Raw genomic sequence first — 24482 nt, 5'->3', positions numbered from 1 at the left:
TTCCTGTGTCATATTTTCCACCATCATGGCTATAACTGACCATCCAGATTAACGTATATCCGGACCTTTATCGCAGTTTGTTTTTTTACTCTAATTCTCCTTCTACTATATCTAGCAAAAAATCACCAAAACTATTATATAAGACTTCATTTTTTTGAACGCTTTCAGCAAATCCTGGAAAATAGGAAGTAATTTTAGGCTCTTGATTTGTATTTAATTCTCTATAATTTAAACAAAGAATTTCACCCATCTCTGTATTATAAATCATCACTAAGTTTGTGGGCATCTTTACCACCCTACGTTCATCCAAAGTTGCCCAAACTGCATCGGGAACTCCTGAATTTTCAAAATCCTCAGTAAAAACACCATAGATTTCAGCCGCACCGAATGTTAAGGCGCCATATTCCAATAAGAACTTCCTATAATCAGACGGAAACTGTACACCTAGTTTTGTTTCTCCCATTGCTATTAATTCACTTGACGCCCCACCAAAATGATCTACTAAATCTTTGTTTTCATGTGACGAATTTACAATTGAAGTGCAACAAATGATCAAAAAGAAGACTCACAGCCTGAGTCCTTGTAAAATATAGTCACCACAACTTACTTACAAGGAGGACTCAGACTATGAGCCTATATCATCATCTTACCTTAAATGACCGTGAATGCCTACTAGTTGGGCTAACTTTAAAACAGTCTTACCAGGCCATTGCCCAACGCATCGGTTGTTCTAAAGCGACTATTTCACGGGAAGTTAGCCGGAATGGTGGTCGTTCTAAATATTCCGCAGTTAATGCGCAACTAAATTATGAGCGTCAACGTTTGAAAAGTCGACGGCCACGGATCTTATCGCAAACTGATATCCGGGCATTTGTCATTAATTGTATCGTCCATCGTAAATGGTCCCCAGAACAAATCGCAGGACGGCTAAATTTTGAGCATAGTAACTGGAAAATCAGTTACAACACAATTTATCGTGGAATTGCTTTGAATAATCTTGGTGAAAAGCGTAAAAGTCATGGTGCCCGTGGATTCGCCCGCCAATTAAGACATCGAGGTAAAACGCGCAAAGTTAAGGGAACTATCAAGGAACGGCGTGGTCGTTTTAACGATGTACCTTCAATCCACGACCGCCCACTTTCGGCTGAAAATAGAACTCGGTTTGGTCACTGGGAAGGTGACACAGTGCGTGGTAAAACCGGACGTTCAGCGCTGGTGACGCTGGTAGACCGTAAATCACGGTATTTATTAGCGGAACGGGTAAGTAAAGTCGCAGCTAAACCCGTGGCACAAGCTATGATGGACTTATTAAATAGCGTCACACCGGAACGGGTAAAGACACTTACACCTGATCGTGGAACTGAGTTTGCCAATTATCAAGACGTCATTGACACTTTAGAAATACCGGTATTTTTTCCAGATCCACACGCACCACAACAACGTGGAACCAATGAAAATACTAACGGTTTAATTCGTGAATATTTCCCCAAAGGAACTGATTTGAACGATTTAAATGACCAAGAGATTATCGCATTCGTCACAGATTTAAATAACCGTCCACGCAAGGTCTTGGGATGGAAAAGTCCAAGTGAAGTTTTCTTCGGCAAAAAGTTGCGCTTGATTTGACAATTCGTCATCGATAAAAAAAGACCAACGCATAATCTTACGTTGATCCCATCACCTTAAATACTAGATGTCACTCCAGCATACGAATTGTTCCAATGCTTTCGTATGTCTTGCAACTGTTACGTAAAAAAAACATTTTATTTCAAATTAAAGTGCAGAAATAATTTTTTCAATCACTTAAAATGACTACGCATTTTACCCAATCCCAAAGAACCCATGCATAAACAACGCTGCACAAGCAGCCCCAACGAAAGGTGCAATCCCAGGAACAATGATCCCGTATTGCCAGTCGCTGTCAGCCTTGTTCTTAATTGGTAAGATGGCGTGGGCGATCCGTGGGCCCATGTCCCGTGCAAGATTCATGGCGAATCCGGTTGGGCCACCTAGCCCCATCCCAATGGCCCAGACTAAGAGCCCAACACCAATCGGCACGATCCCCGGCGTCTTCACTTCAGAAATAGCTAAAATCCCAGAAATAAAAATAAATGTATCGAAGAATTCGACGAAGAAGTTCCGTGGTAAGTTCCGCACAGCGGGTGCGGTTGAGAATAAGTTCCGAATCGTAATTGGGGAAATCTCATCAGCAGAAGCGGCAAAATGGTCCGCGTACATGATCCAGACGATCACGGCACCAACGACCCCACCCAAAACTTCTGCAACTGAATACGGGATGAACAATGACCATGAAAGGTTCCCTAAAATACATTGGGCTAATACCATGGCCGGGTTAATGCAGACATTGCCGAAAATGAAGAGGGCAATTGTAATCCCAAACCCCCATGTTGTAATTGCGAAGATATGGCCGGAACCGCGGTACTTGGTCCCCTTTAAAACCTCACTACAATGTACACCGACACCAAAAATAATCATCAAGGCGGTTCCCATGAACTCTGCCAAAAGCTGATGAATCACTATCTTTCTCCTCCTGTGGCGTTGTTACGCCTGTTTATTTTGAAATAGACGCCACTTACTTTCAGAAAGCACCGGCACTTTTTTCACACGAACACCATTATACACAAAATCCGAATCGTTTAATATGTAAATCGCAAAAAGTTTTGATTTTACAGGATTAAACGTTCGGATTCAATTAAAAGGTTCTGATTATTCTTTTTTAGTCGTTTTTTTGCGTTTGAAGAATTGTCGACGAATGCGGCGAATCATCCGTGGCGACTTTGGCTCAATCGTATGCTCAAACCATTCCTGCACCGACGCATTGACGACGCCACCAAACATCAAGAGAATCCCGGAAAAGTTCAACCAGAACATCAGTACAATTAAACTCCCGATCGTTTGGTAAGTCGTAATCCGTTTAGCAAATAATTCGATGTATACCCGGAACCCTTGCGAGATCACGATCCAGCCAATCGTCGTAACTAACGCCCCCGTCCAAATGTAACGCAATTTCACCTTGGCGTTCGGTACAAAGTAATACAACAACATGGCGACGACGAACATCCCAACAAAGGTAATCAAGTTTTTGTTTTCCAACAACTGATTAATCCAATTCGGAATAATTGCACGCGTAAGATTCGTTAAATTCAAGATCACATCTAGAATCAATTGACTCAACGTGAAGAAAATCGCCAGCCCTACGATTAGGAGTAATAGTCCCAACGTTAAGAAAAAGGCAATAATTCGCGTCCAAACGGCATTTTGGGCATCCGTAACCCCGTACGCCTCATTTAGACTCCTGCGAATTGCCGCAATGATTTTAGATGCCGACCAGACTGTCACCAGAATCCCAATTGACAAACTACTGCTGCTGCCACTAGACAGGAACGAAACTAAAATCGGCTTAAACGTCTGGTAGACATTACTAGGAATAACTTCCTGAGCGTACGCTAAAATCTGTCCAGACTTCAAATCGAACCGGGCAATGAGGTTTCCGGCAATCAAGATAATCGGGGCAATCGACATTAACGCGTAGTAGGCCAGCACAATCGCATTATTGCTGACATTGGCTTGTCCATACCGTCGAATAATAATTTCCAGGCTTTTCGCAATTTTAGGGTAACGGGCTTTTAAATTCATTCATTTATCCTCAACGCTCACTTATAGTATTTACAATTATACAATGGAATGCCGCGGGACACACCTTTTATACCAGGATTAGTGCTTTCGGCGAATAGACTAGTCGGTCCAATCAGATCAATTGGTGGCAATACCTGGCCGCTGACGAGTAAAATCTGCTTATCTTCCGGCCGTCAGCCACTTTGACAAAATCAAGTAGCTGCCTAGACACTCAGTAGTACCGGGCCATCTAGATTTTAACGCAAAAAAATAACCGGTATTGATACCCCCGCGGCATCCATCTCCGGCTACTTCACTAATTTCACATCTTTACAGGAGAAGTGAAAATTTTTATCACTATGTCAGTGCTTAATATTACACTGTTTATACAAAAATGTAAATAATTTTAATGTGTACCAATTTTTTTCATAATCGCTTGTAAGATGTATTCCGCAGCATGACCATCGCCATAAGGATTTTTAGCGTCTGCCATCCGTTGGTACGCTGCGGAATCATCTAACAGGCTGGTCATTGCTGCCGCAACCTGCTGACCATCAGTGCCGACTAATCGTAACGTCCCCGCGGTAACCCCTTCCGGTCGTTCAGTAGTATCACGCAATACGAGCACCGGTTTATTCAGTGACGGGGCCTCTTCCTGCACCCCACCCGAATCCGTCATAATGAAGTAACTGCGCGCCGCCATGTTGTGGAAATCAAGTACGTCGAGCGGGTCAATGAGGTGAATGCGATCGGTATGGCCGAGGATACGTTTGGCGACCGTCTGCACTGCCGGACTCAAGTGTACTGGGTAGACCACTTCGACATCCGGATGCTGAGCAACCACCCGTTTGATGGCGGTAAAGACCGCTTCCATCGGGGCACCCTGATTCTCACGCCGATGCATCGTGAGTAAAATCATCCGGTGCCCGGGCTGAATCAAATCAAGCGCAGCGTGTTGATAGTCCATCGAAACCGTCTGTTTTAAGGCATCGATGGCCGTATTGCCCGTTACCGTGATGGCCGCATCCGGATGGTTTTCCTTCAATAGATTCTGCCGACTTAATTCGGTCGGTGCAAAGTACATGTCGGCCAGCACGTCAGTCAGCTGCCGATTCATCTCTTCAGGATATGGCGAGTACTTCTGCCACGTCCGCAACCCCGCTTCCACGTGTCCAACTGGGATTTGATGATAAAAAGCACTCACACTAGCTGCAAACGTCGTGGTTGTATCACCATGCACCAGCACGATATCAGGCTTGACTGTATCCATAATTGCATCTAACTTCGTCAGTACCCGGCTGGTGATACCAGCTAACGTCTGATTAGGCTTCATGATATTCAAATCATAGTCCGGCGTAATGTGAAAAATCGTGAGCACCTGGTCTAACATCTCGCGGTGTTGAGCCGTCACCACCGTTACCGGTTCAAATTGTGGCTGTTGCTGCAACTGCAACACGATGGGCGCCATCTTAATTGCTTCTGGCCGCGTGCCGAAAATCGTCATTACCTTAATTGGTTTTGTCATTAACTTTCACCTGCATCATTTAGTTTCTAATCTCATCATAGCGTTAGTTACGTCGTGGCGCCATCATTTCGAGTAAAAGTTTAGTTATTTTCAAGGATTCAGCCAAACGGACGGGTAAGCAAAAACACCATCTTAATTGCAGGCACACGTTCTCCCGCAATTAAGATGATGTTCAGCCCGTACCGTTTCTAAAAAGGTACCGTCTTCAATAAAATATCACGAATCTTATACGCTACCTGGTTGTCACCACCAAAAACACCCTGATTTTCAAATAAGACTAAGGCGACTTTGGCATTTCGCGACCCCATATAGTAGCTATGAAAATTATTGTCATTGCCACCCACTCGAATCAACTGGCCTGCCTGGTAATAAACGCCTGCCGAATATTTAATTTGAAAATTATCCGCAAGTGACTTTAAACCGGCTTCACCAACTAGCTGGCCGCTTTGAAGCCCATACATAAATTTATAATAATCCCCCACACTCATATATAGACTACCACAGCCTAATTCACTAGATTGTAACGGCTTAGAAATGATGCCACTCTGACCAAACCCATTAGCCAAGCGATACGAAGTCGGGTTGATCACATTGCCCGGAATATCGTTATATTCATAGGTATGTTTTAATCCCAATGGCCGAATGATGTCATTAGTCAAAGCCGCCTGATAGGATTTATGCGTCACTTTGCGAATAACCCCTGCCAATAAGGTAAAGTTCGCGTTGGAATAGGCATAAGCATGATTATTCGTCGACCGTAAATGTTGCAGTGTAAAGTTCAGCCGCGCCGTCTCCGTTGGTAAAATCGTCTTTGGTGTTATCTCAGTCATCCGAATACCGGAACGATGGTCTAATAGTTCACGTATCGTAATCTGATTGGCGTACGGAATTTCCGGGTAAAAGTGACTCAGCTTCGTCGTCAGACTCAACTTGCCCTGATTGACCAGTTTTTGAATCATCACGCCAGTCACAGCTTTTTGTAGTGATGCTAATGGGTAAGCCTCCGTCGCAGTATTGCGGACTTGATTGGCATCATCCGCATAACCATACGTCCGGACCCGGACCCCCGCCGGACCGTTCGTGGTCAGTAACAGTGTCCCCATAATATGATGACTTTTGATCAACTGATCGATTTGCTTGATTGCCTGCGCCTCAGTAAGCTGACCGGGCTTCGCTTTGGGCTTGGTCGTCGTTTGCTTTTTCGTCGCGGATTTGATTTTTGACGCCGCCTGCTGGACTTTAATTGTCTTCGGTGTCACTTGCCGTGCTCCTTGACCTAATTGCTGTGATCCCCACACACCCACGCCAATCAACCCCAGTAAGATTGGCAATAAACTTAATAACCAACGCCGTTTGTTCATCATGATCCCCCCTGTTCCTGATGAGTCGCGTCAGATATGACTTGACTACTTTTTGATTGCCCCAAGCATACGCCCTCACCTTTGACTTTGCATCAAAATGCGAATTATTGTTAGTCCGCCGAACCAAATCGCAAACGCTATCAATAGCAAGGATTTACCACAATCGCCAAAAATTCATCAAAATTTAGTCAATTTAACTCGTGCAATTTCCGAACGTGACCATTAAAATGAAGATTATAGTTAACTTATTCAAGGAAGGATGATCATATTGAGTCAAGCAACCGATTATATCCAACACGTTTATCAAGTCATTGAACACCGTGATCCGAACCAAACCGAATTTTTAGAGGCCATCAACGACGTCTTCAAAACAATCACGCCAGTCCTCGAACAACATCCAGAATATATCGAAGCCAATATTTTGGAACGTTTGACCGAACCAGAACGGATTATTCAATTCCGGGTTCCTTGGCTCGACGATGCCGGCCACGCACAGGTCAACCGCGGGTTCCGAGTACAATTTAACTCGGCAATCGGCCCTTACAAGGGTGGCTTACGGTTACACCCATCCGTTAACCTGAGTATCGTTAAGTTCTTAGGCTTTGAACAGATCTTCAAAAATGCCCTGACCGGCCTACCAATCGGCGGCGGTAAAGGGGGCTCTGACTTCGACCCTAAGGGCAAATCAGACAACGAAATTATGCGCTTCTGTCAGAGTTTCATGACCGAATTGAGCAAGTACATTGGTCTCGATACCGACGTTCCTGCTGGTGATATCGGTGTCGGTGGCCGCGAAATCGGCTTCTTATACGGCCAATACAAGCGACTCCGTGGTGCTGACCGCGGCGTGCTCACCGGTAAAGGACTGAACTATGGCGGTTCGTTAGCCCGGACTGAAGCCACCGGTTATGGTCTCGCCTACTATACCAACGAAATGCTCAAGGCCAACCAGCTTTCCTTCCCTGGTCAACGCGTTGCCATTTCTGGCGCTGGTAATGTCGCCATCTACGCGATTCAAAAAGTTGAAGAACTCGGCGGCAAGGTGATTACCTGCTCCGACTCAAACGGTTACGTTATTGACGAAAACGGGATCGACTTCAAGATTGTTAAGCAGATCAAGGAAGTTGAACGCGGTCGCATCAAGGACTACGCCGACCGTGTGGCCAGTGCCAGCTATTACGAAGGTTCCGTCTGGGATGCCCAAGTAGCCTATGATATCGCACTACCTTGCGCGACCCAAAACGAAATCAGCGGTGATCAAGCCAAAAACTTGATTGCCAATGGTGCCAAGGTCGTTGCCGAAGGGGCTAACATGCCAAGCAGTCCAGAAGCCATTGCGGCATACCAAGCTGCCAGCTTGCTATATGGCCCGGCCAAAGCTGCCAACGCTGGTGGGGTTGCCGTTTCCGCCCTCGAAATGAGCCAAAACAGTATGCGTTTGAGCTGGACTTTTGAAGAAGTCGATAATCGCCTCAAACAAATCATGCAAGATATCTTTGCACACTCAGTTGCTGCTGCCGACGAATACCACGTTAGCGGTGATTACCTGAGTGGTGCCAACATTGCTGGCTTCACAAAAGTTGCTGACGCCATGTTAGCGCAGGGCTTAGTTTAAGCCAACTACATTTAATCGCATCAAAAAAACGGATTGTCATTATCGACAGTCCGTTTTTCATTATTATTAATCATAAAATCAAGTTAAACCTTATCAGCCGGATAACCCGTGTGCGCAACCAGTTGCGCGTAGGTTTCATGTAACGTCACGGCCGCGACCCGCCAGCCGACCTTCAAAAGCGGAATCAACCGCAGTGGGTCTTCTACCGGCACTTGATGTTCATGGGCGAACTTACAAATCGCCGGTAAAACTTCCATATCAGAATTAGCAAAATAATAATTACCGCTATCAGTCAGCACAAAGATCGTCGCCCGAAATGCGTGGCGTGGGTCGAGTCCTTCCGTTACGTGACACCGAATCGCACCGATCTGAATTCGCCGCACCGCACTCAGTGGCATTTCACCCAGATTGCGTCCTTCTGGTGACCACAAAACGACCTTTGTCGGGGTCAGTTCGACCATTGCGTACTTCTCGCTCGACGTCCCCGATAAGCGCCGTAACCAGTTACGTTCTGGTTTTGGCTTTGGATACTCCTGTCCCTGAATCTCAAAATGAAATGGAACCACGCACTTTTGCGCCCGCTCAATGGCCCGATAATGACCCGCAATTTGATGGTTCGTAAAAACAGATGCCATTGGTTTAAACATAACGCTCACCCCTCTCACCGTCAGTATACGCTTTCATGTGACAATTTACAGTGATTTCATCACGACAGTTTTCATTTTTTGTCGCAGTGTTCAGCTGAAAACAAGCTAAAAATAGCGGCCAAATTACAACGTAACTTGGCCACCACGATACTTACCAGCTTGGCTCAAACTATGTGTCAATATTCACTGCCCCTATGTGTGCTGACCGACTCGCGGTCACCCCCGCTTTGAACCATTCCGATAAGCCTGGATCAAAGTAATAATTGCTGAAGTCACCAATCAGACCTTCTGACCTCGTCATTGCAACCGCAGTTGCCTAGTCAACTCTGACCATCATTATTATAGCACCTTTGTTAACGGTTACACAACGCTAGAACTCATTCCTTAAGCCATCAAAAAAAGCTTGCCAGTTTGACAAGCTCTTGGATTACGCTTATTCAGCATCATTGGGCTGGCTATCATCGAAGTCGGCTGGCATGATTGCAAAGTTGCTAGCTTCAGTTGATAATAACGCTGCGTAGGCCCGGACTTTGGCAGACAACGCTGGAATGATGGCGCCATTCAAATTGTTCAGCATTTCTTGTTCGTCGTCTTCAATTGATTTGTTGTCAGATTGACGTTCGATAATGCCAACCATCTCACCACTTAGGCGTACGATGGCAAAAACAGTGGCGGATAAATCGAACATTTCTTCTTTATAGGTCACTTGTAATTGGGCCTGCACAACGTCATCACCAAACGTCTTCTTAACATCCGGATTGGCGGTCGTATAGCTGAATTGGCCCTGACCAGGATTGTCATCATCTTCAGAACGATCATAAACGATTTGGAAATGTAAGTCTTGGATTGCTGAGTTTAAGATTTCAATATTCATTTAGCCAAACTCCCTTTTATATATTACTCCCACCATAAAGGAAAACGGGGCAAAATACAATCAAATTTGCTGGCTTTTTGTGAATAATCCGTTAATATGCCGTTAACGTTTTGTAAAGTCAGTAACGGACCTCAGGTTGACGCTGACTCGAATTACTTATACACTAAATAAGGATTTTAGTTAAGGGGGCGTTTTATCATGACGATCCACCGAGGATTACCAGTGCTCGTCATCCTAGCAATCTGTGGCGGCTTAATGACCCTGCCGGCCACCAACGCACAAGCCTTGCGAGTTCGGGGCACCCGGGTCACAACGCGCGTCAAGCACCGGGTGAAGCCGTCGAAGCACCATTATTCGAAACGGTCGGCCCGCCCGCACAGCACTAGGCATCATCATTAATTGATTGCAAACCTAACTTAAAATAACCGATTAGCAGCCTTACTCAGTGGCGAGGCGCTAATCGGTTATTTTCATTTCATCGCTTGATTAACCGGCGCGTCACTGAATGACTTTCTAAACCAGGACAATCGTCGTTATCACATTCGTTAGATCTTAAGACCATGATCATCGCCACCCAACACAACTAATTCTGTATCCGTTGCGCATTTTGTTGACGAACCTTGTTCGGTAGCGTTTCAGTTAGCAAGTACTGCCGGATCAGGCTCACGATCTGCTTATTCTGCGGTAAATCGGAGTGCGCCGTATTCGCTCCCGTTACCGTAATCTCCGTAAAATGCTTGACCTGATCTTGAAAGATGTACTTACCGTAATTAACACTGTTATACGGCACTGTCCCATCACTGGTATAGTTTTCCGTCCCCGCAATCGAGTAAACGGTCAACGATTCCGGCAAACCAGTCCGATAACGGTAAAGTTCCTTGAACATACTCGTCTTAGCGGTCGTACTGGTCGATTCCATATTGTACGGCGAGGCAATCGTCATCAGCCGGTCAATGTGCACCTTCGGACTTTCCTTTAGATAGCGCTCTAAAAAGAGGGTCCAAATGAGGCCACCATTGGAATGACCTAGCGCATAGAAATGATTAAAGTGATACGTTTTTACCAGCGCCTTGAATGCCGTATTCAACCAGACAGCTTGCTTATCAATATTAGCTTTACCATCACGATTATTCGCGAAGCCAATCACGATGAACGGCTCGTTATCATTGGCGGCAATCGACCCACTATACTTGATCGTCCCGTCCGTCTGAACCGTTAACTTCAATACACTGTGCTTTTTCGGTGTTTCCTTTCCTAATTCAGTAATCAAACTATCAAACCGGTTTTGTGATGCGCTCGATCCTGGGACCATAATAACGGGTGCCATCCGCGTTCGACCGGTATTTTTTAACGTCTTGATATTCGCCTGACTCCACGTGTAAGCCGGCCAACAAATCCCGATTAACAGGCCGATTCCAAGGAGCCACCGCCACCAATATCGTTTAAGCATCCGCTTTCGCCTCCTCCTCAACCTGGTTTGCCAGTAAGACAAATGGCAAGTAGATTGCTGTGGCCACCGCTATATTGATCAGACTAACGATGAAAGCCCGCCAGTCGCCACCAGTTCCCAGCCAACCGGTCAAGAAGCCCGGCATCGTTCTACCAACCGGATAAACGACCGGCGGCATCCATTGAAGCTTCAACGCGCACCACGTGATGACCATACTGGCCAGTGGCGCTAACAGAAACGGAATCGCTAGAATCGGACTATAAGCAATCGGTAAACCGACGAGCAATGGCTGATTGATATTAAACAGTACTGGCAAGGCGCTGGTCTTGGCCACCGTTCGATAATTACGGTTCCGTGAACGCCACAAAATCGCAATCAATAACGCTAACGTCATCCCCGGACCGCCCACATTCGCAAACGCATCAAATAGTGTGTGGAGCGTTACTGGATTGGGGGCGCCCCACGCCGAACCGTGTTGCAACGCATATTCCAAATTTTGAACCGTACTCGTCGTACTATTACCACTAAAATCAACCGGACCAATGATGCCAATCAACCAGTATAGATTGCTGAGGGACGCGACGCCAATTATTGCTAGTAGCGACGCCCCCGGATTACTGAATGGTAAGGTGAAGACCGCGTAAAACAGGCCGTTTAATCCCCCTTTACTGACAAAACTAATGCCATACCCGATTGCGCTGAACATCAGCAAAGCCGTGATTATCGGTAACCAGTTCGCGTGGGCCCGCGCTAGCAAGTGGGTCTGGGTCTCGATCTCCTGGTGGATGTGTGGATACCGTGTCAAATGACTGAACAACCAACCAGTCAACAGGCCCACCAATAGTGCGAGGAAGATGCCCTGAGTTCCCAAATTATCTTCTAAAAACCGACTGCCAGCAGGCTGACCCTGGGTACTAAAAAAATTATAATTGATATTAAGCATGATAAAACTAATTACCGCCGTCAATCCCGCTAACAAATTATCACGCTGGGCACTCCGCGCGACAAAATTAGCGGCTGAAAAAGCCGCAATCACGGCAAGGATGCCGTTGATACTCAGATTAAGCATCGTCGTGTAAGTTGCCAAATGTTTAAATCCCGGCAGCCAGTGACTAAGATAATAAATATGATTCAAAAAACCATTGCGCTGAAAGATTGCCTGGTTCATAAAACTAACGTACGCCCCAACTAATGCGAATGGAAAAAGCAGCGTCAACGTATCACGTAAGGCGCGCCAATAACGTTGCCGCTCAACGACCCGTTCAAAGGTCAATAGGCTGTTCTGTACATGCTTTAACATACCTAACCCCCCAAAGAAATTTACTGCCTATAATATACGCTAGTTCATCGACCTTGCCCACTAGGTGCGTTTAATTTTATTGCCCAACACTAATCCATTATAATTATCGTAAAGATAACTGGAGGTGGTTATAATGCCAAGCCGTTACACAAATATTTTAGTACCCGTTGACAGTTCCGATGCTGCACAAGCCGCTTTTACCGAAGCGGTCAACATTGCCCAGCGGCACCAAGCAAACCTGACTGCGCTCTACGTGGTGAATGACAGCGCCTACCACACCCCCGCACTCGACCCGGTTCTATCTGAATTACTAGACGCGGAAGCCGCTCACGCAAAGGATGCCATGCGGCAGCGACAACAATTCGTCGCCACCACGTCCGCACCGAATTTAAAAACTGAAATCAGCTACGGGATTCCAAAACACACTATTGAGGACTATGCCAAGCAACATCCCGAAATTGACTTGATCGTGCTCGGCGCCACTGGTACCAACTCGCCCCATCGCGTAGCCGTTGGTTCAACGACCAGCTACGTCGTGGATCACGCCCCTTGCAACGTCATCGTCATTCGTTAATCGCAACGCCCGCTACTAGTCATTTGGACTGGTAGCGGGCGTTTATTTTGAATGACGACAGATTATCAGCTTTTTGGACTCGGTCTCAGCCACGATGTTCAGCATTCCCGGTTTTGCTTGTATAACGACGGTGTCGCTAATACACTCAATTTTAGCCTGTCTCTTCTCTAAGTCATCTGTGCAAGGATTAGCCTACTCACCGTATAGCCACCACTTTTTAATGCATACAATCATGCTCGCGCCCTACTGTATGATAGATGCACAGCTGAGTACACGATCATGTCCCATTAATTGGCATCTTTTTTAGTCATTACGCGTTAAATTTGATTTACTACCCGATGAAAATATCTGTTAACAGTACCTTCTCGCAATCACGTCACCGACTCTTTGGAAGTTTGAGACACGTTTTATAGTCAGTAGGCTGGCGTAACAATGAACTTAATGACATGATGACCTATCGTTGTATACAAAATCATGATTTAGTCGGAGCAGCCTTCTTCATTGAACGTTACAGTATAAATATGTATCACTATTGAAAAATAATTAAAAAAAGCCAAACATTTCCGTCTTTATACTGTATAGTAGTTATTGGGCACAACATCACTGTGCAGACATTGTTGATACAGCATGAACTGCCATGCGCTGAATTACATATTCTAAACTTTATCATTCTGAACTTAGCAGTAAAAAACTAGTCTCAGCAAAGACGCTAGTTACAGTTTAAAAAACATTTATCATCATTGTCATGTACCCTCCATTTGAACTTAATGAGCGCATCAGGAAACAAAGTACTGCTCATCTCCCACAGACCACAATTCATATGACTTATCTTTACTGCACGAGTCCTATGTTACGGCGACAATCGCAAAAAATAATGTTTTCAAGTCACAATAGCATTCAGTATCCAGGAGCAACTGCCATCCGCATTTTCTATCTTAAGTAGTCAGCTTAGGATTACTAAAATATCAATTTGATTTCGACCAGATACGGACGTCTAAAAAAGCTGAATTTACTGGAGGACAAAATAATGGATTTAAACACAGTCAAATCACAAATGGAACAAGCAGGGGTTTCTGATTTATTTGGGAGACGAATTTACAATTGAAGTGCAACAAATGATCAAAAAGAAGACTCACAGCCTGAGTCCTTGTAAAATATAGTCACCACAACTTACTTACAAGGAGGACTCAGACTATGAGCCTATATCATCATCTTACCTTAAATGACCGTGAATGCCTACTAGTTGGGCTAACTTTAAAACAGTCTTACCAGGCCATTGCCCAACGCATCGGTTGTTCTAAAGCGACTATTTCACGGGAAGTTAGCCGGAATGGTGGTCGTTCTAAATATTCCGCAGTTAATGCGCAACTAAATTATGAGCGTCAACGTTTGAAAAGTCGACGGCCACGGATCTTATCGCAAACTGATATCCGGGCATTTGTCATTAATTGTATCGTCCATCGTAAATGGTCCCCAGAACAAATCGCAGGACGGCTAAATTTTGAGCATAGTAACTGGAAAATCAGTTACAACACAATTTATCGTGGAATTGCTTTGAATAATCTTGGTGAAAAGCGTAAAAGTCATGGTGCCCGTGGATTCGCCCGCCAATTAAGACATCGAGGTAAAACGCGCAAAGTTAAGGGAACTATCAAGGAACGGCGTGGTCGTTTTAACGATGTACCTTCAATCCACGACCGCCCACTTTCGGCTGAAAATAGAACTCGGTTTGGTCACTGGGAAGGTGACACAGTGCGTGGTAAAACCGGACGTTCAGCGCTGGTGACGCTGGTAGACCGTAAATCACGGTATTTATTAGCGGAACGGGTAAGTAAAGTCGCAGCTAAACCCGTGGCACAAGCTATGATGGACTTATTAAATAGCGTCACACCGGAACGGGTAAAGACACTTACACCTGATCGTGGAACTGAGTTTGCCAATTATCAAGACGTCATTGACACTTTAGAAATACCGGTATTTTTTCCAGATCCACACGCACCACAACAACGTGGAACCAATGAAAATACTAACGGTTTAATTCGTGAATATTTCCCCAAAGGAACTGATTTGAACGATTTAAATGACCAAGAGATTATCGCATTCGTCACAGATTTAAATAACCGTCCACGCAAGGTCTTGGGATGGAAAAGTCCAAGTGAAGTTTTCTTCGGCAAAAAGTTGCGCTTGATTTGACAATTCGTCGACAAAAAAAGAGGTAAAAGCACTACCAGGTATTCTTAATGATGACGAGCACATCGTCTATGCGACGTCCGGCTTCATTGACAGTAATACAGTACTCGTTGTCCTAACACAAAAACGCGTCATTTTTATCGATAAGGGTTTAATTTATGGTATCAAGTCAACAGAAGTTCCTTTAGATATGATCAACGGGGTCTCCTACTCAAAAGGGCTAATGTTTGGCAAAGTCTCCATTACTAATGGCGCTGTGACTACCTTAATTGATAACGTTGACAAAAGTACCGCACCTATTTTAGCTGAAAAGATAAAAGTTGCCGCTGAACAATATAAAGAAAGTTTGCACGTATCTGTTCAAAATTCATCCGCTCCCGTTTTAGATGGACCTGATCAAATTAGAAAATATAAATCTCTAGCGGACGAAGGAATTATCACTCAAGAAGAATTTGAGGCCAAGAAAAAACAAATTCTAGGCGTTTAATATTAGATCCTGATTCATTACTGTCGCCACAAACGATTCGGGAGTATCGTTCATCAGGCACACTTTTACACCCATATCATGGGACGATTCGATTTATCTCCTCATGACTTACATGTATGTTCAAAACACCGTTGACTAAAAGTTGTATCAATACATTTGTTAAACTACAGCTCATTAATAGCTGAAAATTGTCTCATCGATCAAGTTTCTAGACGAGCTGCTCTAGTTCAATATCAGGGGGATTATTTGAAAATAAAAATATTTTGGAGGAGTTTGTAATGACAATTTTGCAAAACATCTATTATTTTGCATTATTTATTTTAGCGATTCTTGTAGGACTCTGGATTTATGGCCACAAAAAGGAAAACTCACAATTTATCCAAGGAAAGTATGTTCTCTATACCGCAGGAGTGACATTAGTTCTCTATATTGTATTTATCACTGCCGGTCATTTTTTTGGTAACCCAGCGAACACTAAGACGAATGAGACAACTAAAACAGAACAGGTTGCGAGTTCTTCAAAAAAAGAGGCGTCGTCTGGCCCAAAGGAAAGTAGTCACTCATCAAAGAAAAGTGACGATGCTAATGAAATTCTTCAAGCTATGGATGCTAAAAAGCTTGCTAAATTCAATGAGGAACTATTATCTAGTTTAAATGAAGACCAAGATTTTGCAAATAATGGCCAAAAAGGATATAGCTACGCCACCTATATTGATACATTGGCGTACGACCACAATAGGGGACTAATTGTTAAGGCAAATGCTGATTTTATGAACTTGAGCGATCCCCAAAAGACTACCGTTGGACAAGGTGCACAAAAGTTGACCACAACACAGCTAGTCATCGATGGTATGGACATTGGTTCTGACAGTTCTGCTATTATGACTAATGTTCATTATGGTTCTGAAAGGATTGGACATTCAAAGTCATTTTCACCATCTAATTTTAAGTGGAAATAAAGGCGTATCACACGCTCGCCAAGACTTGAGATGTGACAAGTTTGCAAATTGATTACAGGAATAATGTTTAAAAAAATGGATGAGTAAACAATAATAAGTTTACTCATCCATTATTAGTATTTTCAAACTAGTTTGAAAATGCGCAAGCCGCGTCAACGCTCACGTTAACACGTATCAGTGTTCTTGCTAACCAACAGCTATCCACTTAACCTTCGTAAAGATTGTGATTCAAATCAATCCAAAATGGATAGAAGGTTTGGTCGATCATCTTGCCAATGATACGCCCGCTCTGACTGAGTCGTATCACACAATACTTTGGACCTGCTAACTTTTCACGCATCTCACCGAACTCGCTTGGGCTAGGTTTATGTTTCAACTTACCATGGACTTTTTTCGGATCAATCTTTTCAAGTCCAGTGGCCCGAGGCAGGTTCAAAAAGGCCGTAAACGTTCGCTGATTAATCTCTGCAATGCGCTTTAGCATAAGATCAGTGTTCAAATCCTCATTACTGAAGTTAAAGCCGTCTTCATTGGATAAAAACGAAAAATTCCATGCCATTCTTTTATCAGAAGTTTGTTCAATCTTTCTCAGCCAATGAAGATCAGGGTTAGCCGAACTATTTTTCTTTTTCAGTGGCATTCGACTACGTGCTCCTTGAAATACGTTTCAATATCCTGATCCGACATTTTAATCCAGGATTCCTTCGAATTATAGACCTTCGCCCACGGGCCATTTGCATCATGACTAATTCGACGCAGTGTCGAGGCTGTGTATGGCGAATATTCATCCCATACAAAGTTTAAAACTTCAGAAGCTTTTTCATCTTTGGATATCCAATCATAATTATCAGCCAATTCGACTTCCCGAACATCCGAAACATCATTAGAAAATTCAGGTAAATCTTTATCTGCATATTTATGCTGGATTTCACTAGTAACCGGACCATGTTGAAAGGCATATAATGGGCTGTCGAACAAACGCTCCCCGTTCACGGCTAGATTAGTTCCTTGTGTAAAGTACAACAACTTTTGCAATTTCATTTTCGAGATAGGTTCAGCATAGTCGTCCATCTTCACATCCGCTCTGCTGCGGGCAATAAACCAATCAGCAATCTGCTCAATTTTGTACATATGATCCTTCCTCTCTCGATATTGAAAATCTCACTCAAAATCATTATAGGAATGCCACAACTAATAATCAATGACTTACATTCGAAATTGACAAGATAAAATTAGCCCAATCAAAACCGTAATACACCAATGTTTACGAAGATGAAAAGTACTTTGATGACCCCACCCGGACTCGAACCGGGATCAACCGCTTAGGAGGCGGGTGCCCTATCCAGTTGTGCTATGAGGCCATTAACAATCCGTAAAATATCATCTCACGGATTGTGCATTTTGGCAATTACTGATTGCTAAAGCGATCACGATTTTTCTTGCGCATCCCTTTTTTCTTAGAATGTTTATTGTGACCCTTCTTCTTGTTAGGTGTTGCCGCAGCGGGCCGTTTTCGGCTCGTTTCCACTCGTTTAACCTCATCTGGGTGACCAGCACTCGCAACGCGATGCCGACCGTTAGCGGCGTTACCAGCCGTCTCTGGATGGTCAAACGTTAACGGTGGGACGACTTTATCTGGTTTCGTATCAACAATATGATAATCGACTAAGTAACCCGGCTTGATTTCATAGTTGGTCGTCGCCATCAGCTTCTTAAAGTCACGGACATCATGGTCGTCACCGAACGTCAAGACTAGTCCATCAGCACCCATGCGGCCGGTCCGGCCACTCCGGTGAATATAAGTCGTGACGTCCTTAGGCAGCTGATAATTGATCACAGCTGGCAATTCGGGCACGTCTAGACCCCGAGCCGCCAAATCAGTGGTTAACAACAGGCCGACCTTGCCCTGCCGGAATAACCGCAACGCTTTTTCACGTTCCACCTGCCGCTGATTACTGGTCAAGGCGACGTAACTCACGTGCTGGTGGCGTAATTCCAAGGCGACGTGTTGGAGTTCCTGCATCTTATTGAAGAAAACGAGGGCCCGCATATGATCAACGCGACTGATTCGTTTCAGTAAGTCCACGCGGTGCCGATTGCCCACTTGCATCGTCCGGTGCCGAACGACCCCCTGAGTCTGATCGATAGCCCGCACATCAATTTTTTCAACGTGTTGACCAAACCAGCGGGGTAACTCATCTAAAATTTTAGTTTCGGTTGCCGAGAAGAAGCCCAATTGTAACGTTTCAGCAAACGTGGCATCGAGAATTTCACGAATTTGATCCAAGGTTTCATCTGTCAGTAATTCATCGGCTTCGTCGACGATCATCATCTTCAAATGCCCAAGCTTGATCTTCCCATCCGCAATCAGGTTAGTAATCCGCCCCGGCGTCCCAACAATTACTTCAGGATGCTTTTTGAGCTTTTCCATCTGCCGCTTAACATTAGCCCCCCCGGTAATCGCGAGGACTTTGGCATCGATCAATTGGCCCCACTCGCGCACCACGTTGGTTGTTTGCATGGCGAGTTCTTGTGATGGCGCTAGGATCAGTGCCTGCGTGCCTTCTCCGACCCGCAACGCTTCGAGCATTGGCCACGTAAACGCTAGGGTCTTACCAGACCCCGTTGGTGCGAGTCCTAACACCGATTGACCAGCTGCAAGTGGCTCGGCCACGGCCGTTTGAATCGGCGACAACTCGGTGAACCCCGCCGCCGCAAATTTAGTTTTAAATACGTCTAACATAGTGCCTCATTTCTATTTATCGGTATCAGGGGCTTCACCCGTAAAATATAGGTGCCCTGACTGCCGCAAATTAAATAATAGTTTATTAACATTTCGACTAAGTTGCCGCCAAGCTAAGTATTCCGTCTGGTGATTGCTTGGGTCATTGATAACGGTTGCGAAGTCGCGCGCCTCGGCCAGCATTGGATTGGTATCGGGTTGCGCCCCAATCGCATGCTCCTGACCATCCTTATCTTGATAAGTGATTTGTCCAAGTTCAGCAGGATTGTCCATCACAATAGCGTCGCGCAGACCGTTGATTTCAGATGGCAAGAACGAATTACTAGTCTTACCAACGTTCAAGGTCACCGTAAAGTCAGCGTAGCGTAAAATAGCCACACCCTTACCGTCAACGCCCGTTCGAATCAAGGTTGGGTAGTAAGTCACCTCTTCCGGCATGCCGAACCAGCCGACCGCATCGTAGGCCAGATACACGCCTAAATCCTGAAGCGCCCCACCGGCAAAGTTCAACGAGAAGATATTCGGTTCTTCACCAGCCAAGACGGCGTCATACCGTGACGAGTACTTCATGTAAGTCAACGTCGCCCCCTGAACTAAGGATAACTTTTTAATCTGATCCTTGACGCGTTGGAAATTAACTTCGTGAATCTGGCGTGCTGCTTCAAATAATAGGACATCAGGGTGAGCCTTTAAAACGGCATCTAACTGTTCAAATTCTTGTTGGTTCGCCACGGCTGGCTTCTCGACGATGACGTGCTTACCATAGGCGATTGCTTGTTTAGCCTGGGCAAAATGCAGACTGTTTGGTGATGCAATGTAGACCGTATCAAAACTACCCCGACTGAAAAATGCATCTAAATCCGTAAAAGTCTCATCGGCATGATTCTTGGCGGCAAAGGCCTGCGCGGTTTCAGCGTGACGTGAATAAACACTCGTCAGTTGCCATTCCCCGGAAGCAGCGGCAGCATCTATAAATTGTTGTGTAATCCAATTTGTTCCAATAATTCCTAATTTTAACATCGATTTGACTCCTCTCAACGGCGCTAGTCAACCAGTCGTGATTGGTGGCGCTTACGCGTCCGATTAGCTCATAATTCTATTTTACCAGTTTTCGCCGTTAAGTTGGGCCAGAAGGATTAAAAGTCACCCGCTATTTTGTGCATAAAAAAAGAGCCGCCACGCGGGCAGCCCTTTTAAAAGCGACGCTTATTGAGGAACAACGTTAGCAGCTTGTGGGCCACGATCGCTTGATTCTTCATCAAAGGTAACTTTTTGGCCTTCTTCTAAGGTCTTGAAACCGTCAGTTTGGATAGCTGAGAAGTGAACGAATACATCGTTGCCATCTTCACCAGTAATAAAGCCATAACCCTTATCAGCATTGAACCATTTTACAGTACCATTTTTCATGAACTAAATCCTCCTAGGATATAAAAATAAAAAGTAACAAACACATGTTATTAACACCTATAAAGAATTTACGGTAACACAATTAAATGATACTTTAAAACTTCACATAAATGCCAATCACATTATATAGATTAACACACTCACCCAGTAATTTCCAATCAGAACCCAAATTAATTCAAAAAAATTAGTGACCGCCGTTCCAAAATCAATCAAATATTACGTTCATTACTCGCAGGTGACAATGACATAAAGGCTTTGATAAGAAACCACTTATTACGTGACGTTAACGCCATTTTAGTGGTATATTTTAACTATAAGATTTATTCAGAAAGAAGGTTGATCCAGTGAAGCGGCGTGGCGCAATATTATTTGGTTTATCATTACTCGCAGGACTTTCCAGTACACTAATCCACAGACGGCATCCTAGCACGATTGCTGACGGTGATCTCGCGGTTTTCTACGCAGGAACTTGGACCTATCGTGATGAGGAACATCACCGGGATCACACGTTAGAAATCGACCCTAACATGATGATCCGCATCGACGGTCGCTCGATGCCAGCTACTGTCGAATCAATCTCATCAAGCGCGCTCGTCTTACTTGATCAATACGGGTTCCACCTCGAAGTACGGGCTAATGAACAACGACCCGTGACCCTCTTTGACGAAGCCGATGATCGCAACTATGTCATCTTATCGCCAAACGCTTGACGGCGCTAACAGGGGCTAAAACCAAGATTCATCAAAATAAGTCGCAAGTTTGAGAAAAATCTCGAACTTGCGACTTATTTTAGTCGGCCTAACAGTTCATCAGCCGTTAGTTTAATTTGCCCGAATTGTCAAATTAAGTTAGAAATTTTTTAACTGTTCATCTGTAATCTGACTGATGAATGCTTCCAGAGGTGTCTGGTAACCCAAACTTTTTCGTGGGATGTGGTTTCGTCGACTGGCAACTGCTTGAACAAATCTATCTGATAGCTGGTCCATAATAAGATTGTGACGTAAACCATCTTTACGCAGCAGACCATTGGTGTTCTCATTTAAACCACGTTGATTGGGTGCTCCGACAGCGGCAAAGTAAATATTTAAATCAAATTGGTTAGCAATGGTTCGCCAACCGGCGAACTCCTTACCATTGTCAAACGTAATTGACTTAAATAGGTGTCGTGGCAGCTTCGAAAGCCATCCTGCTAAACTACGATTGACATCGTGTGCCGACTTGGTATGCGAATTCAGCACAATTGCGACCTTAGTTTGTCGTTCAACCAGCGTGGTTACCGCACCCTGATGGTTTTTACCTTGAACCGTGTCACCTTCTAAATGGCCGAATTCTTGATTAAAATTAGGATAGTCCTGATAACGATTCTTTAAATCCCTGCCCAATTGACCCGCTTTCCCACGGCGTTCAATGTAACCATTAGGGTGCCGTTTGCCGTGCATCGGTAAATCTTTGGTCGACAACCCCAAAACACCGCGTTTGAAAAGGCGGTAAAGGGTTCGAACCCCACAGCTGAAAGCCCGTTCTTGGCGATTAATAATGGTATCTGGTTGCCAACCAGCTTGAGTTTTGGCTTGAATATAGGCCAGTTCATCAGGGCGTAGTTGAATTGGTTTACGCCCACAATGTTGTTTATGCTTTCGATAGTGGCATTGGTAATCAATAATCGTACCGCCAGCGTCAAGAAACCGATAAATACGATACACAGTTTCAGCACTCCGATGGAGCGCTGGGGCCACTAGATAAGCCTTTTTACCGAGTTTCCAAAAAGAATAAATTGTGGCAAGTTCGTCTATGGTAAGATGAGTATAGGTCATTTGTGATCAGCCTTTCTTTTGATTTTGACACTCAAAAGTCTATCACAAATGGCTTTTTAAATTTCTAACTTAATTTTACAAACCGGGTTGCGAAATAAATGATGCAACGATCAGCTTTTAATTCAAGCCCTGGGCGATAACTTGATTGTACGCCGTCACATTACCGTTAAATAGGATTCCAGTAAATTCCTGACGCGTGCCATTCTGTCGGTAAACAGCTCGGTCCGTGTAATGCATGAACATCACCCGCTGGCCCTGTTGATGGGTCTTCGACGTATCGAGCCAGAGGTCGGTGCTTTTGAGGGCGGGTTTAACGATCAACTTGGCAACGGCGGGCGTGGACCATATGACACAGGAGCGATTATAATCCTGGGTCAGCGTGGTCACCAACGCTTTGAGTTTGGCCCGATTTTTCCGGACCGCAATCGTCTGATCCGTGTAGTCACCGTAATACTGGACTTGGATGGCAATCGGTAAATTACCGACGTTATCCCCGACCGTTTTCTCAAAGTAAGCCGCTTGAGCCGCCGCAGTCGATGAAAAACTAAACGTGTGCACCACGCCGACACCTAAACTCGTGCCGACGATTCGTTCATAATTGCTTGCAAAGTTATCATCTGTATAACTAGCCCCTTGAGTGGCGTGCAGATAGACGAACTTGAGCCCGTCGCTTTGTAAGGCCGCAAAGTCTAAATAACCGTCATTTTGTGACACGGCGACGCCCCGCACGTCAAAGCCACTTACGACAGCGTTACTACGCCAACGTAGCCAGGCCAAACCGCCCCAGACACTGCCAATAATCACTAATAGCACTAATAACCAGCCAAGCCGGTAACGCCACCGCGCCCACCGCGTTTTTGCGTATACTGGTCGATAATGTTGCCGCTTTGTCATCTCATCAATCCTTTGCCTACAGCTTTAAAGCTCCGTTCGTGTTTGACTAATGGCCTCGCGAACCCGGCCAAGACTTTCTGCCATTTCGATATTGCCATGAACAGCCGTCATCAAGAAAAGACTATCGATAATACTCATCTGGGCAATCAACGAAGTCAGCCCTTCCGAACGATAATTAATTTCTTCTGCAACTGAAATAAAGGCAACGGTACTGTCCTTAGCCAGGGGCGAGTTACCGAAGCTAGTTAACGCGATCACTGGCACACTTTGTGAAGTCAGGGTGGCTAGCACTTGTAGTGTTTGCTGATTACGCCCGGTATGTGAGATAACCACTGCCACGTCGCTGGCATTCATCTGAGCCGCTTGCATCAGTTGCATATCATAGTCACTATTATGGGCACACGGAATACCGGTGCGCACAAACTTATGATACCCATCTAAGGCAGCGACTGCGGAGCCCCCGAGACCATAAAAGCCAATCGAGCGAGCATTCAGCAATAATTCCACCGCCCGCTTGAGATCTGCTTCCGTCATTACCTGACTCGTCTGATCTAGCGAACTACGAATACTATTGAATGTTGATTCCGCAATTCCTTTGAAAGTCGTTTGTTTTTCGACATCTTGAAAAGCTTCCGCATTAGTTTGTTCAATCGGTTCGGCCGCCGTTAGTTCACGTGAGAAGTCCCGGAAACTACTAAAACTAATCCGTTTGACAAACCGTGAAACCGTGGCCGTTGAAACGCCAACCGCCGCCGCCAAGTCTGAAATCGACTGCGCCGCTGTTTTAATCGGGTCGGCAATTATATAGTCAGCAATCTTGCGGTCCGTCACACTTAAATTCGGATAATAAGAACGAATTAAAGTCAGGACCCGATTGCGATGTGCTGGTGTTTGTGTGGACAATTCGGCCACCTCCATGACCAAATTTTACCACAATTCTTATCAACACCCTAAATTTCCTCATAACCGTCCCCACTGATTGGGACGCAGTGGCTACCCCTACCCG

General features: G+C 44.9%; 25 protein-coding genes and 1 tRNA gene. 8 read left to right on the top strand and 18 right to left on the bottom strand.

Going from position 1 to position 24482, the window contains the following annotated elements:
* Positions 1-85: 85 nt before the first annotated feature.
* Positions 86-463 carry an SMI1/KNR4 family protein gene (locus V7R88_RS04580; RefSeq protein WP_236039327.1) on the bottom strand — a complete coding sequence of 126 codons (378 nt, stop codon included), beginning with the start codon at positions 461-463 and terminating at the stop codon, positions 86-88.
* Positions 464-627: 164 nt separating this feature from the next.
* Between V7R88_RS04580 and V7R88_RS04575 the strand changes: the two genes are divergently transcribed.
* Entirely contained in the window at positions 628-1626 is a 999-nt protein-coding gene (locus V7R88_RS04575; RefSeq protein ID WP_016527164.1) for an IS30 family transposase, read from the top strand.
* Between the two features lie 195 nt (positions 1627-1821).
* Here V7R88_RS04575 and larD read toward each other — a convergent pair whose 3' ends face one another.
* From larD to V7R88_RS04555, 4 genes are all read right to left on the bottom strand, one after another.
* The gene (gene larD, locus V7R88_RS04570) at positions 1822-2538 is read right to left on the bottom strand and encodes a D/L-lactic acid transporter LarD (protein ID WP_003643315.1); all 717 of its coding nucleotides are present in this window, start codon (positions 2536-2538) and stop codon (positions 1822-1824) included.
* A gap of 189 nt (positions 2539-2727) precedes the next feature.
* Positions 2728-3657: a YihY/virulence factor BrkB family protein gene (locus V7R88_RS04565; RefSeq protein WP_015825371.1), complete on the bottom strand. Its 930-nt coding sequence runs from the start codon at positions 3655-3657 to the stop codon at positions 2728-2730.
* A 385-nt stretch (positions 3658-4042) separates the two neighbouring features.
* Entirely contained in the window at positions 4043-5161 is a 1119-nt protein-coding gene (gene wecB, locus V7R88_RS04560; RefSeq protein ID WP_057717924.1) for a non-hydrolyzing UDP-N-acetylglucosamine 2-epimerase, read from the bottom strand.
* 188 nt (positions 5162-5349) lie between these two features.
* The gene (locus tag V7R88_RS04555; protein ID WP_338816505.1) at positions 5350-6525 is read right to left on the bottom strand and encodes a serine hydrolase domain-containing protein; all 1176 of its coding nucleotides are present in this window, start codon (positions 6523-6525) and stop codon (positions 5350-5352) included.
* A 256-nt stretch (positions 6526-6781) separates the two neighbouring features.
* Between V7R88_RS04555 and gdhA the strand changes: the two genes are divergently transcribed.
* On the top strand, positions 6782-8137 hold the full coding sequence (gene gdhA / locus V7R88_RS04550; protein WP_172436956.1) for an NADP-specific glutamate dehydrogenase: 1356 nt from the start codon (positions 6782-6784) through the stop codon (positions 8135-8137).
* Positions 8138-8220: 83 nt separating this feature from the next.
* On the opposite strand, the gene V7R88_RS04545 is transcribed toward gdhA, so the two are convergent.
* Both V7R88_RS04545 and V7R88_RS04540 read right to left on the bottom strand, forming a co-directional pair.
* Complete coding sequence (locus V7R88_RS04545; RefSeq protein WP_003646269.1) at positions 8221-8784, bottom strand: hypothetical protein; 564 nt, start codon at positions 8782-8784, stop codon at positions 8221-8223.
* Positions 8785-9217: 433 nt separating this feature from the next.
* On the bottom strand, positions 9218-9658 hold the full coding sequence (locus V7R88_RS04540) for a hypothetical protein (RefSeq protein WP_003643305.1): 441 nt from the start codon (positions 9656-9658) through the stop codon (positions 9218-9220).
* A gap of 198 nt (positions 9659-9856) precedes the next feature.
* Between V7R88_RS04540 and V7R88_RS04535 the strand changes: the two genes are divergently transcribed.
* Positions 9857-10057, top strand: coding sequence for a hypothetical protein (locus tag V7R88_RS04535; RefSeq protein ID WP_054396203.1), 201 nt, complete (start codon positions 9857-9859; stop codon positions 10055-10057).
* A gap of 184 nt (positions 10058-10241) precedes the next feature.
* Here the strand turns inward: V7R88_RS04535 and V7R88_RS04530 are convergent, their stop codons facing one another.
* Both V7R88_RS04530 and V7R88_RS04525 read right to left on the bottom strand, forming a co-directional pair.
* The gene (locus V7R88_RS04530; protein ID WP_054396205.1) at positions 10242-11108 is read right to left on the bottom strand and encodes an alpha/beta hydrolase; all 867 of its coding nucleotides are present in this window, start codon (positions 11106-11108) and stop codon (positions 10242-10244) included.
* Entirely contained in the window at positions 11101-12408 is a 1308-nt protein-coding gene (locus V7R88_RS04525; protein WP_057717921.1) for a PTS sugar transporter subunit IIC, read from the bottom strand. Before V7R88_RS04525 ends, V7R88_RS04530 begins: the two co-directional genes overlap by 8 nt.
* Positions 12409-12541: 133 nt before the next feature.
* Here V7R88_RS04525 and V7R88_RS04520 point away from each other — a divergent pair, with 133 nt between their 5' ends.
* The 4 genes from V7R88_RS04520 (at position 12542) to V7R88_RS04505 (ending at position 16618) form a co-directional block, all read left to right on the top strand.
* Positions 12542-12982 carry a universal stress protein gene (locus tag V7R88_RS04520; protein WP_210696927.1) on the top strand — a complete coding sequence of 147 codons (441 nt, stop codon included), beginning with the start codon at positions 12542-12544 and terminating at the stop codon, positions 12980-12982.
* Positions 12983-14176: 1194 nt separating this feature from the next.
* Positions 14177-15175: an IS30 family transposase gene (locus tag V7R88_RS04515; RefSeq protein WP_016527164.1), complete on the top strand. Its 999-nt coding sequence runs from the start codon at positions 14177-14179 to the stop codon at positions 15173-15175.
* Positions 15176-15215: 40 nt separating this feature from the next.
* Positions 15216-15659, top strand: coding sequence for a PH domain-containing protein (locus V7R88_RS04510; RefSeq protein ID WP_080488534.1), 444 nt, complete (start codon positions 15216-15218; stop codon positions 15657-15659).
* 278 nt (positions 15660-15937) lie between these two features.
* Positions 15938-16618 (top strand): hypothetical protein, encoded by a 681-nt coding sequence (locus tag V7R88_RS04505; protein WP_152707165.1) that lies wholly within the window; start codon positions 15938-15940, stop codon positions 16616-16618.
* Positions 16619-16823: 205 nt separating this feature from the next.
* On the opposite strand, the gene V7R88_RS04500 is transcribed toward V7R88_RS04505, so the two are convergent.
* The 6 genes from V7R88_RS04500 to V7R88_RS04475 form a co-directional block, all read right to left on the bottom strand.
* Positions 16824-17258, bottom strand: coding sequence for a hypothetical protein (locus V7R88_RS04500; protein WP_054396213.1), 435 nt, complete (start codon positions 17256-17258; stop codon positions 16824-16826).
* Complete coding sequence (locus V7R88_RS04495) at positions 17249-17749, bottom strand: Panacea domain-containing protein (RefSeq protein WP_054396215.1); 501 nt, start codon at positions 17747-17749, stop codon at positions 17249-17251. Before V7R88_RS04495 ends, V7R88_RS04500 begins: the two co-directional genes overlap by 10 nt.
* 157 nt (positions 17750-17906) lie before the next feature.
* A tRNA-Arg gene (locus tag V7R88_RS04490) sits at positions 17907-17979 on the bottom strand.
* A gap of 47 nt (positions 17980-18026) precedes the next feature.
* Positions 18027-19361: a DEAD/DEAH box helicase gene (locus V7R88_RS04485; protein ID WP_152707164.1), complete on the bottom strand. Its 1335-nt coding sequence runs from the start codon at positions 19359-19361 to the stop codon at positions 18027-18029.
* Positions 19362-19373: 12 nt separating this feature from the next.
* A complete protein-coding gene (locus V7R88_RS04480; RefSeq protein ID WP_152707163.1) occupies positions 19374-20381 on the bottom strand; it encodes a Gfo/Idh/MocA family protein in 1008 nt (335 codons plus the stop codon).
* A 186-nt stretch (positions 20382-20567) separates the two neighbouring features.
* Positions 20568-20768, bottom strand: coding sequence for a cold-shock protein (locus V7R88_RS04475; protein WP_003638174.1), 201 nt, complete (start codon positions 20766-20768; stop codon positions 20568-20570).
* A 344-nt stretch (positions 20769-21112) separates the two neighbouring features.
* Between V7R88_RS04475 and V7R88_RS04470 the strand changes: the two genes are divergently transcribed.
* Complete coding sequence (locus V7R88_RS04470) at positions 21113-21478, top strand: DUF4828 domain-containing protein (RefSeq protein ID WP_054396221.1); 366 nt, start codon at positions 21113-21115, stop codon at positions 21476-21478.
* Positions 21479-21616: 138 nt separating this feature from the next.
* Here V7R88_RS04470 and V7R88_RS04465 read toward each other — a convergent pair whose 3' ends face one another.
* The 3 genes from V7R88_RS04465 to V7R88_RS04455 form a co-directional block, all read right to left on the bottom strand.
* Positions 21617-22582, bottom strand: a complete 966-nt coding sequence (locus V7R88_RS04465; protein ID WP_033609918.1) for an IS30 family transposase — start codon at positions 22580-22582, stop codon at positions 21617-21619.
* Positions 22583-22699: 117 nt separating this feature from the next.
* On the bottom strand, positions 22700-23476 hold the full coding sequence (locus V7R88_RS04460; RefSeq protein ID WP_063724370.1) for a GH25 family lysozyme: 777 nt from the start codon (positions 23474-23476) through the stop codon (positions 22700-22702).
* Positions 23477-23500: 24 nt separating this feature from the next.
* Positions 23501-24379: a MurR/RpiR family transcriptional regulator gene (locus V7R88_RS04455; RefSeq protein WP_054396225.1), complete on the bottom strand. Its 879-nt coding sequence runs from the start codon at positions 24377-24379 to the stop codon at positions 23501-23503.
* Positions 24380-24482: the final 103 nt, after the last annotated feature.

Source organism: Lactiplantibacillus argentoratensis, from assembly GCF_037290055.1.
Taxonomy (GTDB): Bacteria; Bacillota; Bacilli; order Lactobacillales; family Lactobacillaceae; genus Lactiplantibacillus; species Lactiplantibacillus plantarum.
Note: the sequence above shows the minus strand (reverse complement) of the source record. Positions and strands in the feature narration are given on the sequence as shown.

Coding starts and splice junctions, on each gene's coding strand:
- V7R88_RS04580 (WP_236039327.1), bottom strand. CDS start 463: ATGGGAGAAACAAAACTAGGTGTACAGTTTCCGTCTGATTATAGGAAG.
- V7R88_RS04575 (WP_016527164.1), top strand. CDS start 628: ATGAGCCTATATCATCATCTTACCTTAAATGACCGTGAATGCCTACTA.
- V7R88_RS04565 (WP_015825371.1), bottom strand. CDS start 3,657: ATGAATTTAAAAGCCCGTTACCCTAAAATTGCGAAAAGCCTGGAAATT.
- wecB (WP_057717924.1), bottom strand. CDS start 5,161: ATGACAAAACCAATTAAGGTAATGACGATTTTCGGCACGCGGCCAGAA.
- V7R88_RS04555 (WP_338816505.1), bottom strand. CDS start 6,525: ATGATGAACAAACGGCGTTGGTTATTAAGTTTATTGCCAATCTTACTG.
- gdhA (WP_172436956.1), top strand. CDS start 6,782: ATGATCATATTGAGTCAAGCAACCGATTATATCCAACACGTTTATCAA.
- V7R88_RS04545 (WP_003646269.1), bottom strand. CDS start 8,784: ATGTTTAAACCAATGGCATCTGTTTTTACGAACCATCAAATTGCGGGT.
- V7R88_RS04540 (WP_003643305.1), bottom strand. CDS start 9,658: ATGAATATTGAAATCTTAAACTCAGCAATCCAAGACTTACATTTCCAA.
- V7R88_RS04535 (WP_054396203.1), top strand. CDS start 9,857: ATGACGATCCACCGAGGATTACCAGTGCTCGTCATCCTAGCAATCTGT.
- V7R88_RS04530 (WP_054396205.1), bottom strand. CDS start 11,108: ATGCTTAAACGATATTGGTGGCGGTGGCTCCTTGGAATCGGCCTGTTA.
- V7R88_RS04525 (WP_057717921.1), bottom strand. CDS start 12,408: ATGTTAAAGCATGTACAGAACAGCCTATTGACCTTTGAACGGGTCGTT.
- V7R88_RS04520 (WP_210696927.1), top strand. CDS start 12,542: ATGCCAAGCCGTTACACAAATATTTTAGTACCCGTTGACAGTTCCGAT.
- V7R88_RS04515 (WP_016527164.1), top strand. CDS start 14,177: ATGAGCCTATATCATCATCTTACCTTAAATGACCGTGAATGCCTACTA.
- V7R88_RS04505 (WP_152707165.1), top strand. CDS start 15,938: ATGACAATTTTGCAAAACATCTATTATTTTGCATTATTTATTTTAGCG.
- V7R88_RS04500 (WP_054396213.1), bottom strand. CDS start 17,258: ATGCCACTGAAAAAGAAAAATAGTTCGGCTAACCCTGATCTTCATTGG.
- V7R88_RS04495 (WP_054396215.1), bottom strand. CDS start 17,749: ATGTACAAAATTGAGCAGATTGCTGATTGGTTTATTGCCCGCAGCAGA.
- V7R88_RS04485 (WP_152707164.1), bottom strand. CDS start 19,361: ATGTTAGACGTATTTAAAACTAAATTTGCGGCGGCGGGGTTCACCGAG.
- V7R88_RS04480 (WP_152707163.1), bottom strand. CDS start 20,381: ATGTTAAAATTAGGAATTATTGGAACAAATTGGATTACACAACAATTT.
- V7R88_RS04475 (WP_003638174.1), bottom strand. CDS start 20,768: ATGAAAAATGGTACTGTAAAATGGTTCAATGCTGATAAGGGTTATGGC.
- V7R88_RS04465 (WP_033609918.1), bottom strand. CDS start 22,582: ATGACCTATACTCATCTTACCATAGACGAACTTGCCACAATTTATTCT.
- V7R88_RS04460 (WP_063724370.1), bottom strand. CDS start 23,476: ATGACAAAGCGGCAACATTATCGACCAGTATACGCAAAAACGCGGTGG.